Origin of the sequence: Reyranella sp., from assembly GCF_044224635.1 — a bacterium.
Lineage (GTDB): Bacteria > Pseudomonadota > Alphaproteobacteria > Reyranellales > Reyranellaceae > Reyranella.
Genome location: NZ_JBGAKA010000043.1, coordinates 1 through 26568, shown reverse-complemented (window position 1 = coordinate 26568; position 26568 = coordinate 1). Strand labels below are relative to the sequence as shown.

Sequence of the window (26568 nt, the reverse complement as noted above, 5' to 3'; positions counted from 1 at the left end):
GGTCAGGCGGGCAGGGCAGCTGCCGCCGGCAACGGCAGCACCGTCCCGGGCTCGAGCGCAAAGCCGCGCAAAAAGCTGTCGGCCGGCTGGGCCGTCTTGCCGGCGCGCTGTAGGGTCAGGAGCTTGAGGCCGCCGACGCCGCAGGCCACCACGGGATAGCCGTCGCGGCCGATGCTGACCATGCCGGGCGCGCCGGCGGCCAGCGCCAGGGCTGTCGCATGGACCTTGATGCGCTCGCCGGCGACCTCGAACCAGGTGCCGGGCCAGGGATGGAAGCCGCGCACCTTGCGCTCGAGCTCGGCGGCCGGGCGGCGCCAGTCGAGCGCGCCCTCCTCGCGGCCGAGCTTGTGGGCGTAGACGACACCCTCCTCGGGTTGCGGCACCGCCTCGATGGTGTTGCGCAGGAGCCCGTCGAGCGCCGCCACGATCAGGCGCGCACCCAGTTCCGCCAATCGATCGTGCACCGTCTCGGCGGTGTCGGCGGCGGAGATCGGCGTGCGCTCGGCGAGCAGCATCGGCCCGGTATCGAGGCCCTCGTCCATGCGCATGATGGTGACGCCGGTCTCGGCGTCGCCGGCCAGGATGGCGCGATGGATCGGCGCTGCGCCGCGCCAGCGCGGCAGCAGCGAGCCGTGGATGTTGAGGCAGCCCAGCACCGGCGCATCGAGAAAGCTCTTGGGCAGGATGTGCCCGTAGGAAACGACGACCGCGGCATCGAGGTCGAGCGCCTTGAAGGCCTCGGCCTCCGCGGGCGCGCGCAGGCTCTTGGGCGTGCGCACCTCGAGGCCGAGCGACAGCGCGCGCTCGTGCACCGGCGTGCGGCGCTCGCGCTGGCCTCGGCCGGCCGGCTTGGGCGCGCGGGTATAGACGACGGCGACCTCGTGGCCCGCCTCGACCAGCGCGCTGAGCGCCGGGACGGCGAAATCGGAGGTGCCGAGAAAGGCGAGCTTCATCGCCGGACCTTATAGGCAGCCGCGCGACGGTGAGCCAGAAGCCCATTCCGTCCGGCTGGAACAGCCGGACGGAATGGGCCCGTTGAAGCGACCATCTCCCGTGCGCGCATTTTCGTTGCGATGGAGCCGCTTGCGGTTCCATCGCAATGAAAATCGCTTTAGGTATGCGCCGGCAAATGACTGGACCTGCTCCCACGACTGCCGGCGTCCCCAATGTTGGCAAAGGACCCGCCGCCAACCTTGCCGCCCGCCGCGGCGCGGGCGAAGTTCATGCCGATCCCGTGCAGGAGAAGGTCGTGCTGCGCCTGCAGGCGATCTACGACCAGCTCGCCGCGATGGCCGACCATCCCGTGCCAAAGCGTAGCCTGCTCGCCCGCCTTGGCCTGGTCTCGGCGCCCAAGGAGCCGGTCGGGCCGCACGGCCTCTACATCTGGGGGCCGGTCGGGCGCGGCAAGTCGATGCTGATGGACCTGTTCTTCGCCGATGCGCCGGTGGCGCTGAAGCGTCGCGTGCACTTCCACGAGTTCATGCTCGAGGTGCAGGAGCGCCTGCACAGGCGGCGCGAGAAGCTGGCCAGCGAAGGCGCGCCGCCGGAGGCCGACACGATCGTGCCGATCGCCCGCGAGATCGCCCGCGAGACGCGCCTGCTCTGCTTCGACGAGTTCCAGGTGACCAACATCGCCGACGCGATGATCCTGGCCCGTCTGTTCGAGACCTTGTTCGACGAGGGCATCACCGTCATCGCCACCTCCAACCGCGCGCCCGACGACCTCTACAAGAACGGCCTGCAGCGCGATCGCTTCCTGCCTTTCATCGATCTCCTGAAGCAGCGCCTGGAGATCCTCGAGCTGGGTGGCGGCCACGATTACCGCATGGACCGCCTGCGCAACCTCGATGTCTACCTGACGCCGCTCGGCGCCTGGGCGACGGCCAAGCTCGACGAGGCGTTTCGCGCCTTGAGCGACGGTGCCGACGGCGAGCCGCTGCATCGCCGAGAATTTCCACACGGTGATCGTCGCGGAAATTCCCCAGATGGGACCGGACAGCCAGGACAAGGCGGCGCGCTTCGTCACCATGATCGACTCGTTTTACGAGAGGAAGGTCAAGTTCGTCTGCTCGGCAGCGACGGCTCCAGCGCGCCTCTACATGGCAGGCGACGGCGCCTTCGAGTTCCAGAGGACGGTGTCGCGTCTCATGGAGATGCAGAGCCCCGAGTATCTGGCCCTGCCGCACATCGCCTAATTGTGATTGTGGGCCAGGTGCATCGCATCTTAGGCTCCGCCGCGCGATTTAACCCCCAGGGAGGCAGGAATATGGACGGCGATCGCATGATTTCTCTCAACGAGCGCGGCCTGTCGCGGCGCACCGCCATGATGGCAACCGGCACGGCGCTCGGCAGCACGTTCGCCTTGTCGGTCCAGCCGGTGCAGGCACAGACCATGATCGTCACGCCGGCCGACGGGCTCACCGCGGGCGAGGTGAAGGTCAAGACCAAGGACGGCAAGGAAATGGCGGCGTACCGCGCCATGCCGGCGACCGGCCAGGGCTTCGGCACCATCCTGGTCGTGCAGGAGATCTTCGGCGTGCACGCGCATATCGCCGACATGTGCCGACGCTTCGCCAAGGCAGGCTATTGCGCCATCGCGCCCGAGCTCTATTTCCGCCAGGGCGATCCCAAGGGCTACACCGAGATTCCCAAGCTGATCTCGGAGGTCGTCGCCAAGGTGCCCGACGAGCAGGTGATGGGCGACCTCGATGCCTGCGTCGCCTTCGTCAAGGGCGAGGGCAAGGCCGACACGGCCAAGCTCGGCGTCACCGGCTTCTGCTGGGGCGGCCGCATCACCTGGCTCTACGACGCTCACAACCCGGCGGTGAAGGCTGCGGTGGCGTGGTACGGCCGGGTCGTCGGCGACGCGACGCCGCTGACGCCCAAGCATCCGATCGACATCGCCAAGCAGCTGCACGGCCCGGTGCTCGGCCTCTATGGCGGGGCCGACAGCGGCATCCCCAACGACACGGTCGACAAGATGCGCGCAGCGCTCAAGGCCGCCGGCACGCCGGCCGCGTCGAAGTCGGAGATCATCACTTTCCCCGACACGCCGCATGCCTTCAACGCCGACTATCGCCCGAGCTACCGCAAAGAGCGCGCCGAGGAGGGCTGGACGAAGGCATTGGCCTGGTTCAAGGCCAACGGCGTCTGATCGGTCGATGATCGAGACCACGAGCATCACCACCCGGCCGGGCCTCACCTTCACGACGGATGTCGCGGGCCCGGCCGGCGGGACTCTCGTGCTGCTGCTGCACGGCTTTCCCGAGTCGCGGCACAGCTGGCGGGCGGCGCTGCCGTCGCTTGCCGCGGCAGGCTATCGCGCCGTGGCGCCCGACCAGCGTGGCTACTCAGCCGGAGCGCGGCCCGATCCGGCGGATCTTTCGAACTATGCCTTCGACAGGCTGGTCGGCGATGCCATCGACATCGCCGATGCCGCCGGCGGGGCGGGCAAGCGCTTCCATCTGGTCGGCCACGATTGGGGCGGCCAGGTGTCGTGGGGCGTCGCCGACAAGGTGCCCGAGCGCCTGGCCTCGCTCACCATCCTCTCGCGGCCCCATCCCATGTCCTTCCGCCGGGCGCTCCTCAAGGAGGACGGCGACCAGAAACACCGCTCGCGCCATCATCGCGCCTTCCTCGAGCCGCAGACCGGGCCGATGCTGCTCGCCGACAATGCGCGGCGGCTGCGCGACGGCCTGTTCGGCCAGGGCGTGCCTCAGTCGGCACTCGACGAGCATCTCGCCGTGCTGGGCAATCCTGCGGCGATGGAGGCGGCGCTCGCCTGGTACCGCGCCAACAAAGGCCTGGCCGCCGACATCGACGCGATCAAGGTGCCGACGCTCTATGTCTGGGGCGACGCCGACGCGACGGTCGGCGCCGACGCCGCGCGCGGCACCGCCGAGTTCGTCGACGCGGCCTTCGCCATGGACGTGCTGCCCGGCATCGGCCATTTCGTCATGGACCAGGCGCCGGCCAGGGTCACCGAGCTGATGCTGGCGCACATCCGGCGCTGCCCTGTCTGACGCTTCTGGGCGTCCGCTATCGCCCGATCGATATATTCGCCGCCAGAAACGATGCCAATGCCCTGACCTTTGGCGAAACGTGCTGTCCCTTCAAATAAACCGCATGAACCGGCGGACCGGGTGCGACGTACCGTGTCAGGACTGGCTTCACCTTCCCCGAGGCGATGGCCTCGCTTGCGATGAACCGGCTGACGTTCGCGATCCCCAGCCCGGAGATCGCGGCCACCAGCAAGGCTTCCGAATTGCTCGCCTGCAGGCTGCCGGAGACGGTCTTGCCATAGACCTTTCCATTCTCCCGGAATTGCCATTCCCTCAGCCGGCCGGTATGGATTTGCGAGTAGGCGAGGCAATTGTGCCGCTCCAGATCATCGGGTTTCTTCGGCTCTCCGTGCCGTTCGAGATAGGCCGGTGATGCGCAGACGACAAAGCTCAGGTGGCCCAGCAGGCGGGCGATGAGGCGGCTGTCGGCCACCTCGCCGATGCGGATGTCGACATCGAATCCTTCGCTGGCGATGTCGACGACGCGGTCGCTCAGCTCGACGTTCATCGTCAGGGTGGGGTGCTGTTCCAGGAAGGGGCCCAGCGTCGGAAACACCACACGCCGGCCGAAGCCTTCGGTCATGTGTATGCGCAGGCGTCCGTAGGGACCTGCCGTCGCTCGGCTCAGCAGCAGCTCCGCCTGCTCGATCTCGCCCAGGATCTGCTTGCAGTTGTCGAAGAAGACGGCGCCGTCTTCCGTTAATCCCACCGATCGTGTGGTGCGCTGCAACAAGCCCACGCCGACTTCCGCTTCGAGGCGCTTGATGGCCTTGCTGATGGCCGAGGAGGTGAGGCCCAAGCTCGCCGCCGCCGCCTTGAAGCTTTTCAACTGCGCCACCCGGACGAATACACGCAGCGAGTTCAGATCTCTCATGGCTCGGAAGTGAATATGGTTCACGAATGAACTGAATAGTCCCTTGTGGAGACGGTTTCAGTCAAGGAATAGGGTCGCCGGACCAATGATAGTCGGCGGGGACGTACCATGGCTTACGCACATTTCTCGCGAGGGAGCAGGTCCTGGGCAGCGAGATGTGCGCTCGCCTGCCTCTTGTCGCTGCTGGCGTTCGCCGCAAGCGCGCAGATCTGCCCTTCGGGCGTCACCATCGTCGTGGGCTTCACACCCGGCGGCTCCAACGACGTGATCGCGCGCACACTCGCGCCCAAGCTGTCCGAGATCCTGGGAGTGCCCGTGATCGTGGACAACAAGCCCGGCGCCAGCGGCGCCATCGGCACGGCCTATGTCGTCAATTCCAAGCCCGATGGCTGCACCATCACCCTGGGGAGCACCAGCGTGCTGTCGATCGGCCCGCACACCAACCCCCATCTGCCGTACAAGCTCAGCGACCTCACCGCCGTGGCGACGGTCGCGTCGTCGGCGTCCGTGGTGGCCGTCAACCCCGAGGTGCCCGCCAAGACCATGCCGGAGCTGATCGCCCTGGCGAAAAGCAGGCCGGTCAGCCTGGCATCGGCCGGCGCCGGCGGCATCTCGCACCTCAACATCGAGTTGCTGAAGGCCGACACGGGCGCAAATTTCCTGCACGTCCCCTACAAGGGCGCCGCGCCGGGCGTCAACGACGTGGTGGGTGGTCAGGTCGACGGGATCATCATGGATTACTCGGCGCTCCAGAGCATGATCAACCAGGGTCGTCTGCGCGCCATCGCCGGGTCCAGGACGATCGGCTCCATCGCTTCGTCGGACATGGTGATTGCGGCCTGGTACGGTGTGATGGCGCCGGCGAAGACTCCCCGCAGCACGATCAACGCCTTGCACGCGGCATTCACGAAAGTCCTTGCCGATCCCGACATCAAGGCCAAGCTCGACAAGCTCGGCATCGAGCCCTTCGTGCAGCCCACGCCCGAGGAAGCCGACGCCTACATACGCGCCGACAGCGCACGATGGGGCGCGCTGGTGAAGGCGTCGGGGATCAAGTTCGACTGAACTCGAAGACTCCACGGTCGCAACCCGCCAATCAATGGTGACGATTTGCCGACGATCGATTCAGTGATCGCCCGGGCCGCGGCAGCCGCTCCCGGCACGGTGGCCATACGCGAATGGGGCGGACGGCAGGTGAGCTACGCCGAGCTCGATGCCGCCGTCTCGAGCTTCGCCGTGTGGGCGCGGTCGGTGGGTGCCCGGGAGGGCGATGCCGTCGCCATCCATCTGCCGAACTCGGTAGCTTATCTCGTCGCGCAGTTCGGCAGTTTCCGCGCAGGCGGCGTCGCCGTTTACGTGAACTACCGGTTGTCCGCGACGGAAGCGCGACGCCAGTGCCGGCTCTGCAACGCGCGCATCATCGTGACAACACCGGCCAAGGCGGCCGAGCTGCGGCAGGATCCGGACCTTGCGCAAGCCGTCTTCCTCGTGGATTGCGCCGCCGGGCCGGGCATGCTCGGCCTGCAGGACGTGGTGGCGGCGCGGCAGCGCCCGTCGTTCGGCACCGACGGCCTCGAGGATCGCGACGCGATCATCCGCTTCACCTCCGGCTCCACCGGCGACCCCAAGGGCCTGATCGTGACGCACCGCGCCTGGCTGGTGCGCGCCGTCTCCATGCTCGCCGAGGAGATGCGCATCAAGCCCTCGTCCACCACGCTGGTGCTCGGGCAGGTATCGCACCAGGCGGGGCTGTTCATCATCCCGACCTTCCTGCAACGCGGGACCCTGCTGATGATGGAGAAGTTCAGCCTGGATACCGTCGCCGACATCCTGTCGACGGAGCAGGTATCGTGCATGCAGGTCGTGCCGACGATGTTCACCATGATCCTGAGCCACGCCAGGGCGCGCCAGGCTTTCGCGCGGTCGGGCCTGGAGCGTGTCGTCTATGGCGGCTCGCCGATCCGCCAGAGCGTCCTCCAGGAGGCCATGAGCCTGCTGCCCGGCGCCGATTTCGTGCAGTCGTATGGCTCGCACGAGGCGGGCTCGATCAGTTTCCTCGACGGCGCCGGCCATCGCGACCCCAGGCTTCGCCATGGCGCCGGCCGGCCGCTGCTCGCGACCGAGGTCCGCGTGCACGAGCCGAACGCGGACGGCATCGGCGAGATCGAGGTCAAGGCGCCCTGGCTGCCGCACGCGCGCATCACGGCGCAGGGCCGCGAGCCGATCGCCGAGGAATGGGCGCGCACCGGCGATCTCGGCGAGCTGGTGGACGGCAACATCTTCCTGCACGACCGCATGAACGACGTGATCATCTCCGGCGGCTTCAACGTCTATCCGGTCGAGGTCGAGAAGATCATCGGCGCACACCCCCAGGTGCTCGACGCCGCCGTCGCGTCCGCGCCCGACGACAAGTGGGGCGAGCGTGTCATCGCCTTCGTGGTGTCGCGCGATCCCGGCAAGTTCGACGAGGAGAGCGTTCGCGACCACTGCAAGGGCCTGCTCGCCGGCTACAAGGTGCCCAAGGAGATCCACCTGATTCCCGAGCTGCCGCTCAACCCCAACGGCAAGCCCGACCGGCGCCGGCTGAGCCAGTCGCTGTGGGCGGGCCACGCGCGCCGCATCAACTAGACAACCGGAGCAGGATCCGTGAGCCTCATCAGCAGACGAAAGGACAGCGTCGCCGTGGTCGGCGTCGGCACGACCGACTATGGCGCCCTCGTCGGGCACGACGCGACGTCGCTCGGCATCTGGGCGCTGCGCAACGCGGCGCAAGATGCCGGCATCGACCTGCAGGACATCGACGGCCTGATCTGCCAGCGCCTGACCGACTACCAGAAGTTCGTGCAGATCACCAACACGTCGCCGAAGCTGGTGACGGCCGTGCCCGGCGCAGGCCGGATGACGGGCGGCACCATCCAGATCGCGGTGCAGGCGATCCTCTCGGGCATGCTCGACACTGTCGCCGTGGTCTATGGCAACGACGGCCGCACCGCCGGCGCGCGCTACGGCGGCCAGGGCGACAATTACGGCACGGGCGCCGACGAGATGTGGTTCCCCTACGGCATGACCTCGCCGGGCGCCGTGCATTCCATGCTGTTCCAGCGCCATGCGCACCTGTACGGCACCAAGGTCGAGCAGCTCGGCCAGATCGCCATGGCGTTCCGCAAGCACGCCGGCCTCAATCCCTCGGCCGTCATGAAGAAGCCGGTGACGATGGACGATTATCTGGCGTCCAGGTTCATCTGCGAGCCGCTGCGGCTGCTCGACTACTGCCTGATCAACGATGGCGGCGTGGCGATGATCCTGACCGCCGGCGACCGGGCCAGGGACTTCAGGCAGCGCCCCGTCTACGTGCGCGGTGTGGCGCAGCTGTCGCGGCTGGCGCAGGGCGAGCTGCCCGACGATTTCGGCTACGCGGCGATGCAGCGGGTGTCCGCGACCGTGCACGAGATGGCCGACCTGAAGCGCGAGGACGCCGATGCGCTGATGATCTACGACAATTTCACGCCCATCGTGGTCTTCGTGCTCGAAGGCTTCGGCTTCTGCCCGCGCGGCGACGGCGGTCGTTACGTCGAGAACGGGACGCTCGAGCTGGGCCGCGGCCGCTATCCCACCAACACCAACGGCGGCCATCTGTCCGAAAGCTACATGCAGGGCTGGAACCTGCAGGCCGAGGCGGTCCGGCAGCTGCGCGGCGGCCTCGGCTCCCGCCAGGTGCCCGATGCCGAGGTCGTGCAGTACCTGCAGGGCGGGCCGCTCTCGACATCGATCATCTACGCGACGGAGGCCTCGTGAGCGGATATACCAAGCCGCTGCCGCCCATCAGCGAGCAGAGCAAGCCGTTCTGGGACGCCACGCGCGAGGGGCGCCTGCAGCTGCCGCGCTGCAACCATTGCAGCACGTTCCATACCTACTTCGAGCCGTGGTGCAGCCACTGCGGCAAGGAGGGCGTGCACTGGGAGGGCTTGAGCGGGCGCGGGCGGATCTGGGCGAGCTGCCGCTTCCACAGGGTGTACTTCCCGGGCTTCGCCGCGGAGATGCCGTACAACGTGGCGATGGTCGAGCTCGAGGAGGGGCCGCGCCTCATGACCAACATCGTCGGCCTGCCCAACGGCACGCTCGACGAGATGCCGATCGGCATGCCCGTCGAGGCGGTGTTCGAACGCGTCACCGACGACGTGACGCTGGTCAAGTTCAGGCCGGCCGCGTCATGAGCGGGCAGGATTTCGCCGTCATCGACGCGCCGCAGACCGTGCTCGGCGAAGGGCCGATGTGGTCCGTGCGCGAGCAGGTCCTGTACTGGATCGACATCGTGTCGCGCCGCATCTTCCGGTTGCGGCCCCGGACCGGCCAGGTCGACGTGCGGGAGCTGCCCTATGCGCCCAGCGCGGTCATCCCGCGCGCGTCGGGCGGGCTGGTGATCGTCACCAAGAAGGGCATGGCCCTGACGGAATTCGACAAGCCGCAGCTCCAATCGGTAGCGGTTCCGCTTGTCGACTTCAAGAAGGAGGTGTTCAACGATGCCAAGTGCGACAGCGCCGGGCGCCTGTGGGTCGGCACGCGCGATCTGCATGTGAAGGAACCCAACGGCGGGCTGTTCTGCATGCACGCCGACTTCTCCATGCACCGCCATGCGAGCGGCCTGGTCGTGTCCAACGGCATCGCCTGGGCCCAGTCCGGCAGCGTGATGTACCATGTCGATTCCCATCCGGGCCGTATCGATGCCTACGACTTCGACGCCTCGACGGGGGCACTTTCCAACCGCCGGGTCTTTCGCGACTATGTCAAGGAACGCACGGCGGCGATCCCGGATGGATGCGCGGCCGATGCCGAAGGCGGCCTGTGGGTGGCCGAGGTCGGCGATTGGCACATCCGCCGCTATGCGCCCGACGGCCGCCTCGACCGCGAGATCCGCATGCCGTTCCAGAAGCCGACGAGCGTGATGTTCGGCGGCGCCGATCTCGGGACGCTCTATGTCACCTCGATGCGCTTCGGGCTCGACGATGCGGCTCTCGCCGAGCAGCCGCTGGCCGGAAGCCTGCTGCAGCTCGATGTCGGCGTGAAGGGCCAGCCGGAGCACGTGTTCGGCGGCTGAAGGAGAACCATGGACGAATCGCAAGTGGCGGATGACCTGCTCGCGCAGGGCTGGAGCGTTTACGAGGATCCCGGCTTCATCAGCCACGCCGGGCCGTTCTTCTACAGGATGGATGGAGAAGGCCCCACGTTCCTTTTCCCCACATTCGACAAGCACGAGAACCGCAACGGTGTCCTGCAGGGCGGGGCCTTCATGACGTTCATGGACCGCGCGCTCGGCGCGACGGCGCGCCATCTCACGCAGACGCCGGCGACCGCCACCGTGACCATGACCGTTCAGTTCATCGACGCGGTCGGCATCGGCGAGACGGTGCATGTCACACCCGTCATGAGCCGGGCGACCAAGCAGCTGGTCTTCATGAGCGGCGTCTTCCTGGTGGAGGCGCGCACTGTCGCCGTGGTCAACGGCGTGTGGAAGAAGATCCTGAAGGCGGCGCCCGGGAAAGCCGCAGCCCGGCGTCGATAGCTCGGTCGCAGGGCACCTGTCACCACGTCGCGACGGCGCAGATTTGACCAGTATCGGCGCAGTGATGACGCGAGCAGCTTGGCCGAAGGCTGTCCTCGAGCTCCTCAAATCCACATTCCCGTCCGGGAATATCGACTGACTGGCAGACCGGGCACGTTCTTGCCGCTCCGGGAGAATCGCGCTAACCACGCCCCGCCTTCACGGAACGGAGTTTTACGCATGGCTCGCAAGAAGATCGCGCTGATCGGCGCCGGACAGATTGGCGGCACCCTGGCGCTGCTGGCCGGTCAGAAGGAACTGGGCGACGTCGTCCTGTTCGACATTCCCGACGCCGAAGGCATCGCCAAGGGCAAGGCGCTCGACATCGCCCAGCTCAGCCCCGTCGAGGGCTTCGATGCGGCCTACAGCGGCTCCTCGGATTACAAGGACATCGAGGGCGCCGACGTGATCATCGTCACGGCGGGCGTGCCGCGCAAGCCCGGCATGACACGCGACGATCTGGTCGGCATCAACGCCAAGGTGATCGACTCGGTCGGCAAGGGCATCAAGGCGCACGCGCCCAACGCCTTCGTCATCGTCATCACCAACCCGCTCGACGCCATGGTCGGCCTCATGCAGGAGGTCACCGGCTTCCCGCCGAGCCGCGTCGTCGGCATGGCAGGCGTGCTCGACAGCGCCCGGTTCCGCCTGTTCCTGGCCGAGGAATTCAACGTCTCGGTCGAGGACGTCACCGCCTTCGTCCTGGGCGGTCACGGCGACACGATGGTGCCGTTGCTGCGCTACTCGACGGTCGGCGGCATCTCCCTGCACGACCTCGTCGACATGGGCTGGACCACCAGGGAGCGGCTCGAAAAGATCGTCCAGCGCACCCGTGACGGCGGCGCCGAGATTGTCGCCCTGCTCAAGACCGGTTCGGCCTTCTACGCCCCGGCGGCCTCTGCCATCGCCATGGCCGAGTCATACCTCAAGGACAAGAAGCGCATGCTGCCTTGCGCCGCCATGCTGAATGGCGAGTACGGCGTCAAAGGCCTGTACATCGGCGTGCCTGTGGTGATCGGCAAAGATGGCGTCGAACGCATCGTCGAGGTCGAGTTCAATGCCGAGGAAAAGGCGATGTTCGACAAGTCCGTCGCCGCCGTGAAGTCGCTGATCGACGCCACCAACAAGATCGTCGGCCGCTGACGCGGCCGGCCGCCTTCGACTTTGGTCGAGCGACTCAAAACGATCATCAGTCCTACATTGCCAAGCAGTGGTGGCACTCATAGAGTGCCGCTGCTCGTGGTCAGTTGCAAATGGCAACTGATGGATTGGCGTAGGCTTTGCAAGCGGGCCCGGACGAACAGGCATCCATGAATATCCACGAATATCAGGCCAAGGCACTGCTGGCCAAATATGCCGTCCCTCTGCTCAAGGGTGGCGTTGCCTATACCAGGGACGAGGCGATGGACGTGGCCCGCAAGCTCGGCGGCCCGATTACCGCGGTGAAGGCCCAGATCCATGCCGGCGGACGCGGCAAGGGCCGCTTCAAGGACGATCCCAACGGCAAGGGCGGCGTGCGTGTCGCCAGGTCGATCGAGGAGGTCGGCCAGCACGCCGCGGCCATGCTGGGCCACGAGCTGGTGACCAAGCAGACGGGCCCGACCGGCAAGACCGTGAAGCGCCTCTATATCGAGGACGGCTGCGACATCAAGCGCGAGCTCTATCTGTCGATGCTGGTCGATCGGGCGATCGGCCGTATCGCGATCATCGCCTCGACCGAAGGCGGCATGGATATCGAGGCGGTGGCGCACGACACGCCGGAAAAGATCGTCGAGCAGGCGATCGATCCGGTGACCGGCTACCAGGCCTTCCAGGGCCGCAAGATCGCCTTCGCGCTGGGCCTTTCCGGCAAGCAGGTCGGCAGTTTCGTCACCCTGCTGGGCAGCCTCTACAAGGCCTTCACCGAGCTCGACGCCTCGCTGATCGAGATCAACCCGCTGGTCGTCACCGGCGCGGGCGAGGTGATCGCCCTCGATGCCAAGATGAACTTCGACGACAACGGGCTGTTCCGCCACAAGGACGTCGAGGAGCTGCGCGACATCGACGAGGAGGATCCGGCCGAGACCGAGGCCGAGAAATACGCGCTGAACTACGTCAAGCTCGACGGCCAGATCGGCTGCATGGTCAACGGCGCCGGGCTTGCCATGGCGACCATGGACATCATCAAGCTCTATGGCGCGGCGCCGGCCAACTTCCTCGACGTCGGCGGCGGCGCCACCAAGGAGCGCGTCACGGCGGCGTTCAAGATCATCCTCAAGGATCCCAACGTCGAGGGCATCCTTGTCAACATCTTCGGCGGCATCATGCGCTGCGACGTCATCGCGGAGGGCGTGGTCGCAGCGGCACGCGAGGTCAATCTGCACGTGCCCCTGGTGGTGCGGCTCGAAGGCACCAACGTCGAGCTGGGCAAGAAGATCCTGAAGGAATCGGGCCTCAGGATCACGTCGGCCGAAAACCTCGGCGACGCTGCCGAAAAGATCGTCAAGGCCGTCAAGGAGGAAGGCTGATGGCCGTTCTGGTCGACAAGAACACCAAGGTCATCTGCCAGGGCTTCACCGGCGCGCAGGGCACCTTCCATTCCGAGCAGGCGATCGCCTACGGCACGCGCATGGTGGGCGGCGTCACGCCGGGCAAGGGCGGCACCACGCATCTCGACCTGCCGGTGTTCGACACCGTGGCCGACGCCATGGCCAAGGTCGGAGCCGATGCCTCCGTGATCTACGTGCCGGCGCCCTATGCCGCCGATTCGATTCTCGAGGCGCTCGATGCCGGGGTGCCGCTGATCGTGTGCATCACCGAGGGCATTCCGGTGCTCGACATGGTGCGCGTGAAGCGTGCGCTCGCCGGCTCGAGGTCGCGCCTGATCGGGCCCAATTGTCCCGGCGTCATCACGCCCGGCGAATGCAAGATCGGCATCATGCCGGGCCACATCCACAAGCGCGGCAAGATCGGCATCATCTCGCGCTCGGGCACGCTCACCTACGAGGCGGTGGCGCAGACCACGGCGGCCGGTCTCGGCCAGACGACCTGCATCGGCATCGGCGGCGACCCGGTGAACGGCACCAACTTCGTTGAGTGCCTGGAGATGCTGATCGGCGATCCGGAGACTGAGGGCATCGTCATGATCGGCGAGATCGGCGGCGACGCCGAGGTCAAGGGCGCGGAGTTCATCAAGGACTCGAAAACCCACAAGCCGGTGGTCGGCTTCATCGCCGGCCGCACGGCGCCGCCGGGACGGCGCATGGGGCATGCCGGCGCGGTCATCTCGGGCGGCCACGATACTGCCGAATTCAAGGTCGATTTCATGCGCTCGGTAGGCATCAGGGTGGCCGATTCTCCTGCCGCGCTCGGCGAGGAGATGCTCGCCGCGATGAAGGGCTGACGGATAGGGCGTTCGCATATGGGCGCTCTCTATATTCTCCTCCCCAGCTTCGCTGGGGAGGTGTCGCCGTCAAAGGCTTTTGGCCGCTTGCAGCCAAAATGCCGATACGGCGACGGAGGGGTCATGAGCAGCGGGACTGGGGCCCATGACCCCTCCGCCCCCGATTACGGGGGCACCTCCCCAGCTTCGCTAGGGAGGAGGATATAGAGAGCGCCCATATGCGAATGCCCTGCCCCCGCCAGGGGGAGAGGAGGAAGAGGAGACAGGACCATGAGAGCGGAACAGACATCGTTCCTGTTCGGTGCCAACGCGCCATTCATCGAAGAGCTCTATGCCCGCTATCTCGAGGACGCGGGCAGCGTCGATGCCGAGTGGCGGACGTTCTTCGAGGCGCTGGGCGAGCAGAAGGGCGACGTCCTGGCCGAGGTGCGCGGCGCCTCTTGGGCACCCAACGGCGCGCACGTCATCGGCGCCATCGATCCCGACATCCTGCCGGCGCCAGCCAATCGCAACGTCAAGGGTAATGGCGCCGCGCCGGCCGCGGCGCTCGCCGGCAAGACCGAGGATGACATCCGCCACGCCGCCCTCGATACGTTGCGCGCCTTCCAGCTCATCCGCTCCTACCGCATCCGCGGCCATCTCGAGGCCGATCTCGATCCGCTCGGCCTGCTGCGTCGCGAGCTGCATCGCGAGCTCGACCCCAAGACCTATGGATTCGGCGACAGCGACTGGGATCGGCCGATCCTGATCTTCGGCCTGCTGGGGCTCGGCGAATCGGCGACCCTGCGGCAGATCTGGGACCGCCTGCGTCACACCTACTGCGGCAAGATCGGCGTCGAGTACATGCACATCTCCGACCCCGACCAGAGGCTGTGGATCCAGGAGCGCATCGAGCACGTCGAGAACCGCACCGAGTTCACCCTCGAGGGACGCCATGCGATTCTCGAGCGCGTCGTCGAGGCGGAAGGGTTGGAGAGGTATCTCGGCGTCAAGTTCGTCGGCACCAAGCGATTCGGCCTCGACGGCGGCGAAGCGATGATCCCGGGCATCGAGCAGATCCTGAAGCGCGGCGGCCAGCTCGGCATCCGCGATGTCGTCATCGGCATGCCGCATCGCGGCCGCCTCAACACCCTCGTTCACGTCCTGCACAAGAGCTACACGGCGCTGTTCTCCGAGTTCCAGGGCCGCTCCTCGCTGCCCGAGGAGATGCGCGGCTCGGGCGACGTCAAATACCATCTCGGGGCTTCGGCCGATCGCGAGTTCGACGGCAACACGGTGCACGTCTCGCTGTCGCCCAATCCGTCGCACCTCGAGGCCGTCAACCCGATCGTGCTCGGCAAGGCGCGCGCCAAGCAGGACCAGCGCAACGACACCGACCGCAGCCAGGTGATGGCCATCCTGATGCATGGCGATGCGGCGTTCGCCGGCCAGGGCCTGGTGGCGGAGAGCCTCGACCTCAGCGATCTCGGCGGCTACCGCATCGGCGGCACCATCCACTTCGTGGTCAACAACCAGATCGGCTTCACCACGCTGCCGACCTACTCGCGCTCCGGTCCCTACTGCACGGAGATCGCCAAGATCGTGCAGGCGCCGATCCTGCACGTGAATGGCGACGACCCCGAGGCGGTCGTCCACGTCTCGCGCATCGCCACCGAGTATCGCCAGCATTTCAAGCGCGACATCGTCATCGACATGTTCTGCTACCGGCGGCACGGGCACAACGAATCGGACGAGCCGATGTTCACCCAGCCGCTGATGTACAAGATGATCGCCGGCCACAAGACGGTGAAAGAGGTCTACGCGGCGCGGCTCGAGGCCGACGGCGTGGTCACGGCAGCCGACGTCGCCAAGCTCGACGGGGCGCTGCGCGACAGGCTCGACAAGGCGCTGGAAGCGGCGGCCCAGTACAAGCCCAACAAGGCCGACTGGCTGGAGGGCCGCTGGGCCGGGCTCACGGTTGCGCCGGGCGAGGAGGATCGCAAGGGCACGACCGCGGTCGAGCTCGACCTGCTGCGCTCGGTCGGCCATGCGCTGTGCGAGGCGCCCAAGGGCTTCGATCTCAACCGCAAGATCGCGCGCCAGCTCCAGGAGAAGCGCAAGACCATCGACACCGGCCAGGACATCGACTGGGCGACCGGCGAGGCGCTGGCGTTCGGCACCTTGCTCGCCGAAGGCACGCCGGTCCGGCTGTCCGGCCAGGATTCGGGACGCGGCACTTTCTCGCAACGCCATTCCGTGCTGGTCGACCAGGCCACCGAGGACAAGTACATCCCGCTCAACCACGTGGCGCCGCACCAGGCCCGCTTCGAGGTGATCGACAGTCCGCTCAACGAGGCCGGCGTGCTGGGCTTCGAGTACGGCTATTCATCGGCCGAGCCCAACGCGCTGGTGCTGTGGGAGGCCCAGTTCGGCGACTTCGCCAACGGCGCGCAGGCGATCATCGACCAGTTCATCTGCTCGGGCGAGAGCAAGTGGCTGCGCATGGACGGGCTGGTGTTGCTGCTGCCGCACGGCTACGAAGGACAGGGGCCGGAGCACAGCTCGGCACGGCTGGAGCGCTACCTGCAGCTGTCCGCCGAGGACAATTGGCAGGTCGTCGTGCCGACGACGCCGGCCAACTTCTTCCACGCCCTGCGCCGCCAGGTGCGCCGCAGCTTCCGCAAGCCGTTGATCGTGATGTCGCCCAAGTCGCTGCTGCGCCACAAGGACTGCGTGTCGCGATTGGAGGATTTCGGTCCGGGCTCGTCGTTCCGGCGCATTCTCGCCGAGACCGACAGGATCGCCGAGCCGGCGAAGGTGCGCCGCGTCATCCTGTGCTCGGGCAAGATCTACTTCGATCTCGTTGCCGAGCGGCGCAAGCGCGGCATCGACGACATCGCGATCTACCGCATCGAGCAGCTCTACCCATTCCCGTTCAACCGGCTGGGCGTCAGGCTTTCTGCCTATCCGAATGCCGAGATCGTATGGTGCCAGGAGGAGCCGGAGAACATGGGAGCCTGGCATTTCGTCGACCGCCGCATCGAGCGCTCGCTGGCCGGGATCGACATCAAGGCGAAACGGCCGATCTATATCGGTCGTCCCGAATCGGCGTCGCCGGCCACCGGCTCGGCCCGCACGCACGTCAAGGAACAGGCCGATCTGGTCGAGCGCGCGTTGACCGTCGGCTAGCCGGTAAAGGGAGAGGGGTTCGAAGACATGGCTGTCGAGATCAAGGTCCCGGCGCTGGGTGAGTCCGTCACCGAGGCGACCGTCGCCAAGTGGCTGGTCAAGGCGGGCGATGCGGTGGCGATCGATCAGCCCTTGTGCGAGCTCGAGACCGACAAGGTCACGGTCGAGGTCAATGCCACGGTCGCCGGCAGCATCGTCGACCTCGCCGTCGAGGAAGGCGCCACTGTCCAGGTCGGCGGCGTGCTCTGTCATATCGAGGCGGGTGCCGCGGGAGCGGCGGTGAAGCCCGCCGCCACGGCAGCCGCGCCGAAACCTGCGCCTGCTGCTGCGGCGTCCCCCCCGGCGCCGGATGCGGTTGCCGCGCCGCCAGCAGCCCGCCTTGTCGTGGATGTCGCGGCTTCGGGTCCGGCAACGCGCAAGCTGATCGCCGAGACGGGCGTAGCGCCGGAGGCGATCCATCCGACCGGCAAGGACGGGCGGGCGACCAAGGCCGATGTCCTGGCAGCGCTCGCGTCGATTCCGGCTGCCGCGCCGCCGGCCGCCGCCCGGCCCGCCCAGGCGGCCGGGCCGCGCCTGCGCGCCGACCGAGAGGAGCGGGTGCGCATGACGCGGCTCCGCCGTACCATCGCCAATCGGCTCAAGGACGCGCAGAACACCGCGGCCATGCTCACCACCTTCAACGAGGTGGACATGACCAACGTCATGGCGCTGCGCGATCGGCTGAAGGATGATTTCGAGAAGAAGCACGGTGCGCGGCTGGGCTTCATGTCGTTCTTCGTCAAGGCCTGCATCGCCGGCCTCAAGGAGCTGCCGGCGGTCAATGCCGAGATCGAGGGCGACGATATCGTCTACAAGAACTATTACGACATCGGCGTCGCCGTCGGCACGCCCCAGGGCCTCGTCGTGCCGGTGGTGCGCGACGCCGACGTGCTGTCCTTCGGCGGCATCGAGAAGGCGATCGGCGATCTCGGGCGCAAGGCGCGCGACGGCAAGCTCAGCATCGCCGACCTGACCGGCGGCACCTTCACCATCTCCAACGGCGGTGTCTACGGCTCGCTGATGTCGACGCCGATCCTCAACCCGCCGCAGTCGGCCATCCTCGGCATGCACAAGATCCAGCAGCGGCCGATGGTGGTCGGCGGCGAGATCAAGGTGCGGCCGATGATGTATCTCGCCGTGTCCTACGACCATCGCATCATCGACGGCCGTGAGGCCGTGCTGTTCCTGGTGCGCGTCAAGGAATGCATCGAGGATCCCGAGCGGCTCCTGCTGGGGGTGTAGTTATTCTCCTCCCCAGCTTCGCTGGGGAGGTGTCGCCGTCATACGGCGACGGAGGGGTCATGAGCAGCGGGACTGGGGCCTATGACCCCTCCGTCCGCGAAGACGCGGACACCTCCCCAGCGGAGCTGGGGAGGATACGATGTGGAGACGGGTGACGTCATGGCAGAAGAAACCTTCGACCTCGTGGTCATTGGCGCCGGTCCCGGCGGCTACGTCGCGGCGATCCGGGCGGCTCAGCTCGGCATGAAGGTGGCGATGGTCGAGAAGCGGCCGACGCTCGGCGGCACCTGCCTCAATGTCGGGTGCATCCCCTCGAAGGCGCTGCTGCAATCCTCGCACCTGTTCGAGGAAGCGGGCCACGACCTCGCTCAGCACGGCATCGTGCTCGGCGCACCCAAGCTCGATTTCGCCCAGCTGATGAAGCGCAAGAACGAGGTGGTGGAGGCCACCACCAAGGGCGTCGCTTTCCTGTTCCGCAAGAACAAGATCACCATCTTCCAGGGTACCGGCCGCATCGATGCGGCGGGCAAGGTTTCGGCGCTGGCCGACGACGGTGCGGTGAAGGACACGCTGTCGGCCAGGAGCATTCTGATTGCCTCGGGGTCCGAGGTGACACCGCTGCCCGGGGTGACGATCGACGAGAAGAAGATCGTCTCGTCAACCGGTGCGCTCGAGCTCTCCGGAGTGCCCAAGCGCCTGGTGGTGGTCGGCGCCGGCATCATCGGCCTCGAGCTCGGCTCGGTCTGGCGCCGGCTCGGCGCCGATGTCACGGTGATCGAGTTCCTCGACCGCATCTCGCCCGGCGTCGACGACGAGATCACCAAGCATTTCCAGCGTGCGCTCGCCAAGCAGGGGCTGAAGTTCAAGCTCGGCTCGAAGGTTACCAAGGCGGAGGCGACCGATGCCGGCGTGGTGCTCACCGTCGAGCCGGCCAAGGGCGGCGCGGCCGAGACCGTGCAGGCCGACATCGTCCTGGTCGCCATCGGCCGGCGACCCTGTGTCGCCGGCCTCGGCCTCGATGCCGTCGGCGTCAAGATGACCGAGCGCGGCCGCATCGCCGTCGATCGGCATTTCCAGACCTCGGTGCCGGGCATCTATGCGATCGGTGACGCGATCGACGGGCCAATGCTGGCACACAAGGCGAGCGAGGACGGCATCGCCTGTGTCGAGACCATCGCCGGCCAGAAGGGCCATGTGAACTGGGATCTCGTGCCGTCGATCATCTACACACAGCCCGAGGTGGCGTGGGTCGGCAAGACCGAGGAACAACTCAAGTCAGCCGGCGTTGCCTACAAGGTCGGCAAGTACCCGTTCACCGCCGACCCGCGCAGCCGCGCCAATGGCGCGACGGAGGGTTTCGTGAAAGTGCTGGCCGACAAGGCGACCGACAAGGTTCTGGGCGTCCACATCATCGGCGCTGAAGCCGGCACCATGATCGCCGAGGCGGGGATCGCCATGGAGTTTTCGGCCTCGGCCGAGGATATCGGCCGCGTCTGTCACGCCCATCCCACGGTCAACGAAGCGATGAAGGAAGCGGCCCTCGCTGCGTGGGACAAGCCGATCCATTTGTAGGGCCGATTCACCTGTAGGCCCCCTTCACGCGTAGGCTCCGCATGCGCAAGCCGCTGATGGCCCTGGCGATCGCCGCATGTCTGATCATGTCGGTGGTCGGCGGATTGGTGCCCATCCTGCAGGGCTGGATCTTCTTCGTGATCGCCCTCTATCTGCTGGCGACCGAGTTCGAGACCGGCCGCCGCTGGGTCAAGGCGGCGCGGCGGCGCTGGCCCGGGCTCGACAACTGGATCGTCAAGGCGCGCGATCACCGCTGGGCGCCCGCCCATCTCAAGGAATTCGAGGACATCACCGATCCGAAGCGGTGACCTCATTCTCCTCTCCAGCTTCGCTGGGGAGGTGTCCGCGTAATCGCGGACGGAGGGGTCATGAGCAGCGGGACTGGGACTCATGACCCCTCCGTCGCCGTAAGACGGCGACACCTCCCCAGCGAAGCTGGGGAGGAGTAAATCATTACCCCAGCTGCGCCGCGGCGCGGGCCAGCAGCCCGCAGGCCCAGGCGTGGCCGCGCTTGGCGTTCGCCGCCAGGCTCCAGTAGGCGTCGATGTGGAGCTGCTTGCGCGGATGGGCGATCTCGACGATGCGCACCCGCGAGGGGCGCGCCAGCTCCTGCGCCACCTTGCGCGGCACCAGCGCGATGCAATCGGATTTCTCGACGATCGTGCCCAGCACCAGGAAGTTCGGCACCGTGCAGACGGGCGCCGTCTCGAGCGCCGCCGTGGGCTGCAACAGGGCGCGGATGTCGGCCGGCATGCGCAGATCGCGGCGGAAGGCGACATGGCGTGACACCTGGAACTGTGCCGGCGTGATGCGGCTGCCGATCCCGCCGTTGTCGGCGGCGGCGATGCACACCATCTCGTCGCGCCACAGCGGCAGGCGGCCGACCCGCTTGCCCATGCGCTCGCCGAAGGCGCGCGGACCGATCATGAAGTCGACCCGCCCCAGATCCTCGACATTGCGCGTGCCGACCCAGGTGAACTCCAGCACGACGTGCGGCGCCTCACGGGCGCAGATCCCGGCCAGGATCGGCGCCAGCAGCTGGGTCACGTAGTCGGCGGTGTTGATCACCAGGTGGACGGCCTCGCTCGCCGGGTCGAACGGTCCCGCCGGCATCATCAGGTGGTCGATCTCGGCGAGGGCGCGAGCGAGCGGTCCGGCCAGGGATTGGGCGCGATCGGTCAGCTGGGCGTTGCGGCCGGGCGACACCAGGAGCTCGTCGTCGAAGGCCGCCCGCAGCTGGCGCAGTGCACGGCTGACGGCGGGTTGGGTCATGTTGAAGGAGCGTGCGGTTCGGGTCACGCTGCGCGTGCGCAGCAGCTCGTGCAGCACCGGCAGCAGGTCGAGGTTGACCTTGTGCAGGCGGGCGACGAGCTCGGGTTCGGCAGCCGGCCGCGGCGTGACGCGCGCAGCGCGCTCATAACCGGATGTTATGCGATTCATGTTCCATTTGATTGTTCAGTTATGTCAGTCGCTTGCCTAGGGTCAATCGTCTCGAAGCTCGCAAAATCTCGGGGAGGAGTGACGATGGCGGCACGGACAGGCCAGCAGTTCCTCAGGGGATTGCGCGACCGGCGCGAATTGTGGGTCGGCGCGGAGAAAGTTCGCTCCATGGTCGAGCATCCGGCCTTGGCCGGCGCCGCCCATGCGCTGGCCGAGGTCTTCGATCTGCAGCACCGGCACGCCGACGATTGCCTGATGCCCGACCCGGAAACCGGCGAGCCGATCAACGTCAGCCATATGATCCCGGGCTGTCACGCGGACATTCACCGGCGCCATCGTGGCCTCGAGCGCACGGCCGAGTACTCGGTCGGGCTGATGGGGCGGACGCCGGACTACATGAACGTCACCTTCGCGGGCTTCGCCGGCCGGCACGACGAATGGGCGATCAACGGCAACGAGCAGGGTGCCGACAATCTGGTGCGCTACCAGAAGAAGCTCAGGCGCGACGACATCTCGCTCACCCATACGATCGTCCATTCGACCGTCAATCTCGCCAAGGGCAAGTATCCGGTGGGCTTCGATCCGGTGCAGCTGCACAAGGTCGAGGAGACGGCGCACGGCATCATCGTGCGCGGCTCGCGCGTCCTGGCGACCCTGGCGCCCTTCGCCGACGAGCTCGCGGTCTACCCCGGCGGGCCGATGCCCGATGCTGCGCCCGAGCACGCGCTGAGCTTCTGCATTCCGATGGATACTCCGGGGCTCAAGTTCATCTGCCGGGACAGTGTTTCGGTGAACACCAACCGCTTCGAGCATCCGCTGTCGAGCCGGTTCGACGAGCAGGACGCCTTCGTGATCTTCGACGATGTCGAGGTGCCGCGCGAGCGCCTGTTCATCGACGCCAACCTCGCCATCTACAACTCGGTGATGAAGACGAGCTGGTGGCCCAACATCATGCAGCAGACCATGATCCGGGCGCAGACCAAGCTGGAGTTCGCCTACGGGCTGACGGCGCGCATGGCGGAGGCGATCAACCTCGCGCAGCCGCAGGCCCAGCAGATGCTGGGCGAGATCGCGATGTTCGCCGAGTTCGCCCGTGCCGCGGTCTATGCTGCCGAGCAGGCGGCACGCCCTTACGGCAACGGCCTGTGGTGCTGCGACGTGCGGCCGCTGATCGCGCTGCGCGCCGCGCTGCCGACCTGGTTCCCGCGCGTCAACGAGATCATCCGCCTGATCGGATCGCACAATCTGCTGACCACGCCGTCGCGCGCCGCGCTCGCGGACGAGGCCCTGCGGCCGCTGATCGATCGCTACCTGCTGGGCTCGGACATCGACGCCGAGCGGCGCAGCCGGTTGTTCCGCCTCGCCTGGGATTTCGCCGGCACCGCGCTCGGCAGCCGCAACGAGCAGTACGAGCGCTTCTATCTCGGCTCGAGCGCCCGCAACCTCGGCATGGCCCACATCCTCGCCGACCGCACCCGCGCCAACCGCCTGGTCGACCGCTTCCTGCTGGAGGAGCTCGACGAGCCGGCGGCCCTGCGGCCGGCCGTGGCGGCGTCGTAGAGGGCGTTCTCTCATTCTCTTCCCCAGCTATGCTGGGGAAGAGAATGAGGAAGCACGCGGCGCAATTATCCTCCTCCCCACGCACGCGTGGGGAGGTGTCGCCGTCTGACGGCGACGGAGGGGTCATGAGTCACGTGAGGGGGCCTCCGACCCCTCCGTCAGCGTAAGACGCTGACACCTCCCCAGCGAAGCTGGCGAGGAGAATGAACGTGAGCGAAGAATCATCCCCGCTTTGCGTCCTCTTCCGGCGTCAGCGTCGTCAGCGCGAGCGCGTGCAGGCCGGCGGCGAACTCTTCGCTCAAGGTTGCGTATACCAGGCGCTGGCGGGCGACGCGGCCGTGGCCGGCGAAGGCCTGCGAGACGATCTCGACCCTGAAATGAGTTTCGCCGGCCTCGCGCCAGCCGGCGTGGCCGCGATGGCGCGACGACTCGTCTTCTATGGCGAGCCGCGCCGGCGCAAACGCCATCCGCAGCTTGTTGTCAATCGACTTCGCGACCTCGCCCATCACTCGCCTCACTTGCCCGGTCAAACCGTTGAACACATATTAGCGCGATGCCCCGACGGCGAGCGAAACCCTTGACGGCCACCGATGGTGCAGAGGCGCACCGGCGCGTTTGCGAGGCACCGGGCTGCCGGCTGGCGGGCGACTACCGCGCACCCCGGGCGCGCGACCGCCTGAACGAGTACCGCTGGTTCTGCCTCGCCCACGTGCGCGAGTACAACAGCAAGTGGGACTATTTCGCCGGGCTCGACGCCGACCAGATCGAGGCACACATCCGCGCCGACACGACCTGGCGGCGGCCGGTATGGCCGCTCGGCGGGCGGCGGTCCAACGGGCCGCACGTCCACATCATCGATCCGTTCGATCTGGCCAGGCATGCCGGCCTGGAGGAGCGCTACCAGGCCCCCAACGATGGCTGGGAGCAACTCACCCCGGATGAACGTAAGGCCTTGGGAGTGCTCGATCTTTCCTGGCCGCTCACGCAGGCGGATGTGAAATCGCGCTACAAGGAGCTGGTCAAGCTGCATCATCCCGACGCCAATGGCGGCGCCCGCGAGGCAGAGGAGAGGATCAAGCAGATCAACGCCGCCTATTCCACACTGCGGGCGTCGGAGCGACTTCCCGTCGAGTAATAAGCCTTGTTTGGGGCAGCCGTGCGAATTGGTCGCTTGCAGCGCACAAAGCGGCCTGCGACTATACCTTTTCGCCCGCAATTTGGCGGGCTTTGTATTTAGGACGTGTGATGGCTTCTACAACGACAGCGGCCCGCGAGAACGTGTCGGGCATCCCCGATATCAAGGTTTCCGCGCGCCAGCTCTTCGGCATCGACACCGACATGGAGGTGCCGGCCTTCAGCACGGCCACCGAGCACGTGCCGGAGGTCGACGACGCTTACCTGTTCGATTCCGACACGACGATGGCGATCCTCGCCGGCTTCGCGCACAACCGACGCGTCATGGTGCAGGGCTATCACGGCACCGGCAAGTCGACCCATATCGAGCAGGTGGCGGCGCGCCTCAACTGGCCGTGCGTGCGCGTCAACCTCGACAGCCACATCTCCCGTATCGACCTGATCGGCAAGGACGCGATCGTGCTGCGCGACGGCAAGCAGGTCACCGAGTTCCGCGAGGGCATCCTGCCGTGGGCGCTGCAGAACCCGACGGCGCTGGTGTTCGACGAGTACGATGCCGGCCGCGCCGACGTCATGTTCGTGATCCAGCGCGTGCTCGAGGTCGAGGGCAAGCTGACCCTGCTCGACCAGAACAAGGTCATCCGCCCCCACCCGTCGTTCCGCCTGTTCTCGACCGCCAACACGGTCGGTCTCGGCGACACGACCGGCCTCTATCACGGCACCCAGCAGATCAACCAAGGCCAGATGGACCGCTGGTCGATCGTGACCACGCTGAACTACCTGCCGCATGACCAGGAAGTGGGCATCGTGCTGGCCAAGACGCCGATGTACGACAACGACGAGGGCCGCAAGATCGTCTCGGCCATGGTGGCGCTGGCCGACCTGACGCGGGCCGGCTTCATCGCCGGCGACATCTCGACCGTGATGTCGCCGCGTACCGTCATCACCTGGGCGGAGAACGCGCGCATCTTCGGCGGCGACCTGGGCTTCGCCTTCCGTCTCACCTTCCTCAACAAGTGCGACGAGGTCGAGCGCAGCACGCTCGCCGAGTACTATCAGCGTTGCTTCGGCCGGGAACTGCCGGCATCGAGCGGCAAGGGCGGCAAGTTGCACTGAGAGGGGCCGTAATGGCCAAGGACACCACTCCCCTCGAGGAGTTCCGTCGCGTCACCGCCACCACCATGCGGGCGGTGTCGCGCAAGGAAGTGAACGTCTCGTTCGTGCCCGACGGCGGCTCGCTGCTGGGCAGCGAGGCGCGCATCACCGTGCCGGCGCGCGACCTTCCGGTGGAAGACGTCAGCCGGGTGCGCGGCGAGGCCGATTCGATGGCCCTCAAGATGCGCCATCACGACCGCAAGACGCACCTGCGCCGCGTGCCGCGCGGCGAGACCGCGCGGGCCATCTTCGAGGCGGTCGAGCAGGTCCGCGTCGAGGCCTTGGGCGCGCGCCGCATGGCGGGCGTCGCCGACAACCTCTCCGCCCTGTGGCGCCAGCGCTCCGACCAGCGCGGCCATGCCCGCATCAAGTCCAAGGACGACGCGCCGATCGCCGACGTGATCGGCTTGATCGCCCGCGAGCAGCTGCTCGGCGCGGCGCCACCCGACGCCGCCAAGGCGATGGTCGACATGTGGCGGGCCGATATCGAGGCAGCGGCCGGCCGCGATTTCCAGAAGCTGCGTGAATCGCTGACCAATCAGGAAACCTTCGCCCGGGCTGCCCGCCAGCTGATCCGCGATCTCAAGCTCGGCGACGAGACGGCCGACCTGCAGGACGAGGATCCCGAGGATTCGCAGGACCAGGAGAACGCCGACGGCCAGTCCAACGAGACCGGCGACGATCAGAGCGATTCGAGCGAGACCCAGGGCTACGGCGCGCAGGGTGAGGAGACCGAGGACGCCTCCGAGCAGGACGACGCTTCCGAGACGGTCGCCGACCAGGCGCAGACCGAGATGCAGATGGGCGCGGGCGACGAGGAGGAGCCGGGCCGCGCCGAGCGGCCGTGGCTGCCGCCGGGAGCGCTGTCGAACGAGCCGAAGGGCCAGCAGTACCATCCCTACACGGTGAAGTTCGACGAGATCGTCGATGCCGACCAGCTGTGCGATGCGGAAGAGCTCGGCCGGCTGCGCAACCATCTCGACCAGCAGCTCTCCCATCTGCAGGGCGTGATCGGCAAGCTCGCCAACCGCCTGCAGCGCCGGTTGATGGCTCAGCAGAACCGGTCCTGGGAATTCGATCTCGACGAGGGCACGCTCGACGCGGCCCGCCTGGCGCGCATTGTCGCCAACCCGATGCACGCGCTCTCCTTCAAGAAGGAGCGGGACACCAACTTCCGCGACACCGTGGTGTCGCTGCTGATCGACAATTCGGGCTCGATGCGCGGCCGGCCGATTACGGTGGCGGCGATGAGCGCCGACATCCTGGCGCGCACCCTCGAGCGCTGCGGCGTCAAGGTCGAGATCCTGGGCTTCACGACGCGTGCCTGGAAGGGCGGCCAGAG

24 protein-coding genes and 1 pseudogene are annotated in these 26568 nt (G+C 67.1%); 21 read left to right on the top strand and 4 right to left on the bottom strand.

What is annotated here, in order from left to right:
- Nucleotides 1-2 precede the first annotated feature (2 nt).
- Nucleotides 3-953 (bottom strand): methionyl-tRNA formyltransferase, encoded by a 951-nt coding sequence (gene fmt, locus ACILR9_RS28705; RefSeq protein ID WP_395713401.1) that lies wholly within the window; start codon nt 951-953, stop codon nt 3-5.
- A 146-nt stretch (nt 954-1099) separates the two neighbouring features.
- On the opposite strand from fmt, the pseudogene zapE (ACILR9_RS28700) reads away from it, so the two are divergent.
- From zapE (ACILR9_RS28700) to ACILR9_RS28685, 4 genes and pseudogenes are all read left to right on the top strand, one after another.
- Nucleotides 1100-1870, top strand: a pseudogene (zapE, locus tag ACILR9_RS28700) (cell division protein ZapE); the annotation flags it as partial.
- A gap of 115 nt (nt 1871-1985) precedes the next feature.
- Nucleotides 1986-2195, top strand: a complete 210-nt coding sequence (gene zapE, locus ACILR9_RS28695) for an AFG1/ZapE family ATPase (protein ID WP_395713440.1) — start codon at nt 1986-1988, stop codon at nt 2193-2195.
- A gap of 71 nt (nt 2196-2266) precedes the next feature.
- A complete protein-coding gene (locus ACILR9_RS28690; protein WP_395713439.1) occupies nt 2267-3154 on the top strand; it encodes a dienelactone hydrolase family protein in 888 nt (295 codons plus the stop codon).
- Nucleotides 3155-3161: 7 nt separating this feature from the next.
- Nucleotides 3162-4022, top strand: a complete 861-nt coding sequence (locus ACILR9_RS28685) for an alpha/beta fold hydrolase (protein WP_395713400.1) — start codon at nt 3162-3164, stop codon at nt 4020-4022.
- A gap of 16 nt (nt 4023-4038) precedes the next feature.
- Here the strand turns inward: ACILR9_RS28685 and ACILR9_RS28680 are convergent, their stop codons facing one another.
- Complete coding sequence (locus tag ACILR9_RS28680; protein ID WP_395713399.1) at nt 4039-4935, bottom strand: LysR family transcriptional regulator; 897 nt, start codon at nt 4933-4935, stop codon at nt 4039-4041.
- A gap of 108 nt (nt 4936-5043) precedes the next feature.
- On the opposite strand from ACILR9_RS28680, the gene ACILR9_RS28675 reads away from it, so the two are divergent.
- The 13 genes from ACILR9_RS28675 (at nt 5044) to ACILR9_RS28615 (ending at nt 20245) form a co-directional block, all read left to right on the top strand.
- Nucleotides 5044-6000, top strand: coding sequence for a Bug family tripartite tricarboxylate transporter substrate binding protein (locus ACILR9_RS28675; protein ID WP_395713398.1), 957 nt, complete (start codon nt 5044-5046; stop codon nt 5998-6000).
- A 63-nt stretch (nt 6001-6063) separates the two neighbouring features.
- Nucleotides 6064-7563, top strand: a complete 1500-nt coding sequence (locus ACILR9_RS28670; protein WP_395713397.1) for a class I adenylate-forming enzyme family protein — start codon at nt 6064-6066, stop codon at nt 7561-7563.
- An 18-nt stretch (nt 7564-7581) separates the two neighbouring features.
- Nucleotides 7582-8730 (top strand): thiolase family protein, encoded by a 1149-nt coding sequence (locus ACILR9_RS28665; protein WP_395713396.1) that lies wholly within the window; start codon nt 7582-7584, stop codon nt 8728-8730.
- The gene (locus ACILR9_RS28660) at nt 8727-9149 is read left to right on the top strand and encodes a Zn-ribbon domain-containing OB-fold protein (protein ID WP_395713395.1); all 423 of its coding nucleotides are present in this window, start codon (nt 8727-8729) and stop codon (nt 9147-9149) included. Before ACILR9_RS28665 ends, ACILR9_RS28660 begins: the two co-directional genes overlap by 4 nt.
- Nucleotides 9146-10030, top strand: coding sequence for an SMP-30/gluconolactonase/LRE family protein (locus ACILR9_RS28655; protein ID WP_395713394.1), 885 nt, complete (start codon nt 9146-9148; stop codon nt 10028-10030). Before ACILR9_RS28660 ends, ACILR9_RS28655 begins: the two co-directional genes overlap by 4 nt.
- A 9-nt stretch (nt 10031-10039) precedes the next feature.
- Nucleotides 10040-10495, top strand: a complete 456-nt coding sequence (locus ACILR9_RS28650; protein WP_395713393.1) for a PaaI family thioesterase — start codon at nt 10040-10042, stop codon at nt 10493-10495.
- A gap of 219 nt (nt 10496-10714) precedes the next feature.
- A complete protein-coding gene (gene mdh, locus ACILR9_RS28645) occupies nt 10715-11677 on the top strand; it encodes a malate dehydrogenase (RefSeq protein WP_395713392.1) in 963 nt (320 codons plus the stop codon).
- 167 nt (nt 11678-11844) lie between these two features.
- Nucleotides 11845-13041: an ADP-forming succinate--CoA ligase subunit beta gene (sucC, locus tag ACILR9_RS28640; protein ID WP_395713391.1), complete on the top strand. Its 1197-nt coding sequence runs from the start codon at nt 11845-11847 to the stop codon at nt 13039-13041.
- Complete coding sequence (sucD, locus tag ACILR9_RS28635; RefSeq protein WP_395713390.1) at nt 13041-13916, top strand: succinate--CoA ligase subunit alpha; 876 nt, start codon at nt 13041-13043, stop codon at nt 13914-13916. Before sucC ends, sucD begins: the two co-directional genes overlap by 1 nt.
- Nucleotides 13917-14186: 270 nt before the next feature.
- Complete coding sequence (locus ACILR9_RS28630) at nt 14187-17084, top strand: 2-oxoglutarate dehydrogenase E1 component (RefSeq protein ID WP_395713389.1); 2898 nt, start codon at nt 14187-14189, stop codon at nt 17082-17084.
- A 27-nt stretch (nt 17085-17111) separates the two neighbouring features.
- Nucleotides 17112-18365, top strand: coding sequence for a 2-oxoglutarate dehydrogenase complex dihydrolipoyllysine-residue succinyltransferase (gene odhB, locus ACILR9_RS28625; protein ID WP_395713388.1), 1254 nt, complete (start codon nt 17112-17114; stop codon nt 18363-18365).
- Between the two features lie 159 nt (nt 18366-18524).
- Complete coding sequence (lpdA, locus tag ACILR9_RS28620; RefSeq protein WP_395713387.1) at nt 18525-19937, top strand: dihydrolipoyl dehydrogenase; 1413 nt, start codon at nt 18525-18527, stop codon at nt 19935-19937.
- A gap of 41 nt (nt 19938-19978) precedes the next feature.
- The gene (locus ACILR9_RS28615) at nt 19979-20245 is read left to right on the top strand and encodes a hypothetical protein (RefSeq protein ID WP_395713386.1); all 267 of its coding nucleotides are present in this window, start codon (nt 19979-19981) and stop codon (nt 20243-20245) included.
- A 145-nt stretch (nt 20246-20390) separates the two neighbouring features.
- Here the strand turns inward: ACILR9_RS28615 and ACILR9_RS28610 are convergent, their stop codons facing one another.
- A complete protein-coding gene (locus tag ACILR9_RS28610; protein ID WP_395713385.1) occupies nt 20391-21377 on the bottom strand; it encodes a LysR substrate-binding domain-containing protein in 987 nt (328 codons plus the stop codon).
- An 84-nt stretch (nt 21378-21461) separates the two neighbouring features.
- Here ACILR9_RS28610 and ACILR9_RS28605 point away from each other — a divergent pair, with 84 nt between their 5' ends.
- On the top strand, nt 21462-22937 hold the full coding sequence (locus tag ACILR9_RS28605) for a 4-hydroxyphenylacetate 3-hydroxylase family protein (RefSeq protein WP_395713384.1): 1476 nt from the start codon (nt 21462-21464) through the stop codon (nt 22935-22937).
- Between the two features lie 221 nt (nt 22938-23158).
- Here the strand turns inward: ACILR9_RS28605 and ACILR9_RS28600 are convergent, their stop codons facing one another.
- The gene (locus tag ACILR9_RS28600) at nt 23159-23443 is read right to left on the bottom strand and encodes a BolA family protein (protein WP_395713383.1); all 285 of its coding nucleotides are present in this window, start codon (nt 23441-23443) and stop codon (nt 23159-23161) included.
- 71 nt (nt 23444-23514) lie between these two features.
- Between ACILR9_RS28600 and ACILR9_RS28595 the strand changes: the two genes are divergently transcribed.
- The 3 genes from ACILR9_RS28595 to ACILR9_RS28585 form a co-directional block, all read left to right on the top strand.
- On the top strand, nt 23515-24072 hold the full coding sequence (locus ACILR9_RS28595; protein ID WP_395713382.1) for a J domain-containing protein: 558 nt from the start codon (nt 23515-23517) through the stop codon (nt 24070-24072).
- 110 nt (nt 24073-24182) lie between these two features.
- Nucleotides 24183-25187 (top strand): cobaltochelatase subunit CobS, encoded by a 1005-nt coding sequence (gene cobS, locus ACILR9_RS28590; RefSeq protein WP_395713381.1) that lies wholly within the window; start codon nt 24183-24185, stop codon nt 25185-25187.
- 11 nt (nt 25188-25198) lie between these two features.
- The coding region (locus tag ACILR9_RS28585) for a cobaltochelatase CobT-related protein (protein ID WP_395713380.1) at nt 25199-26568 on the top strand (1370 nt) is incomplete at its 3' end.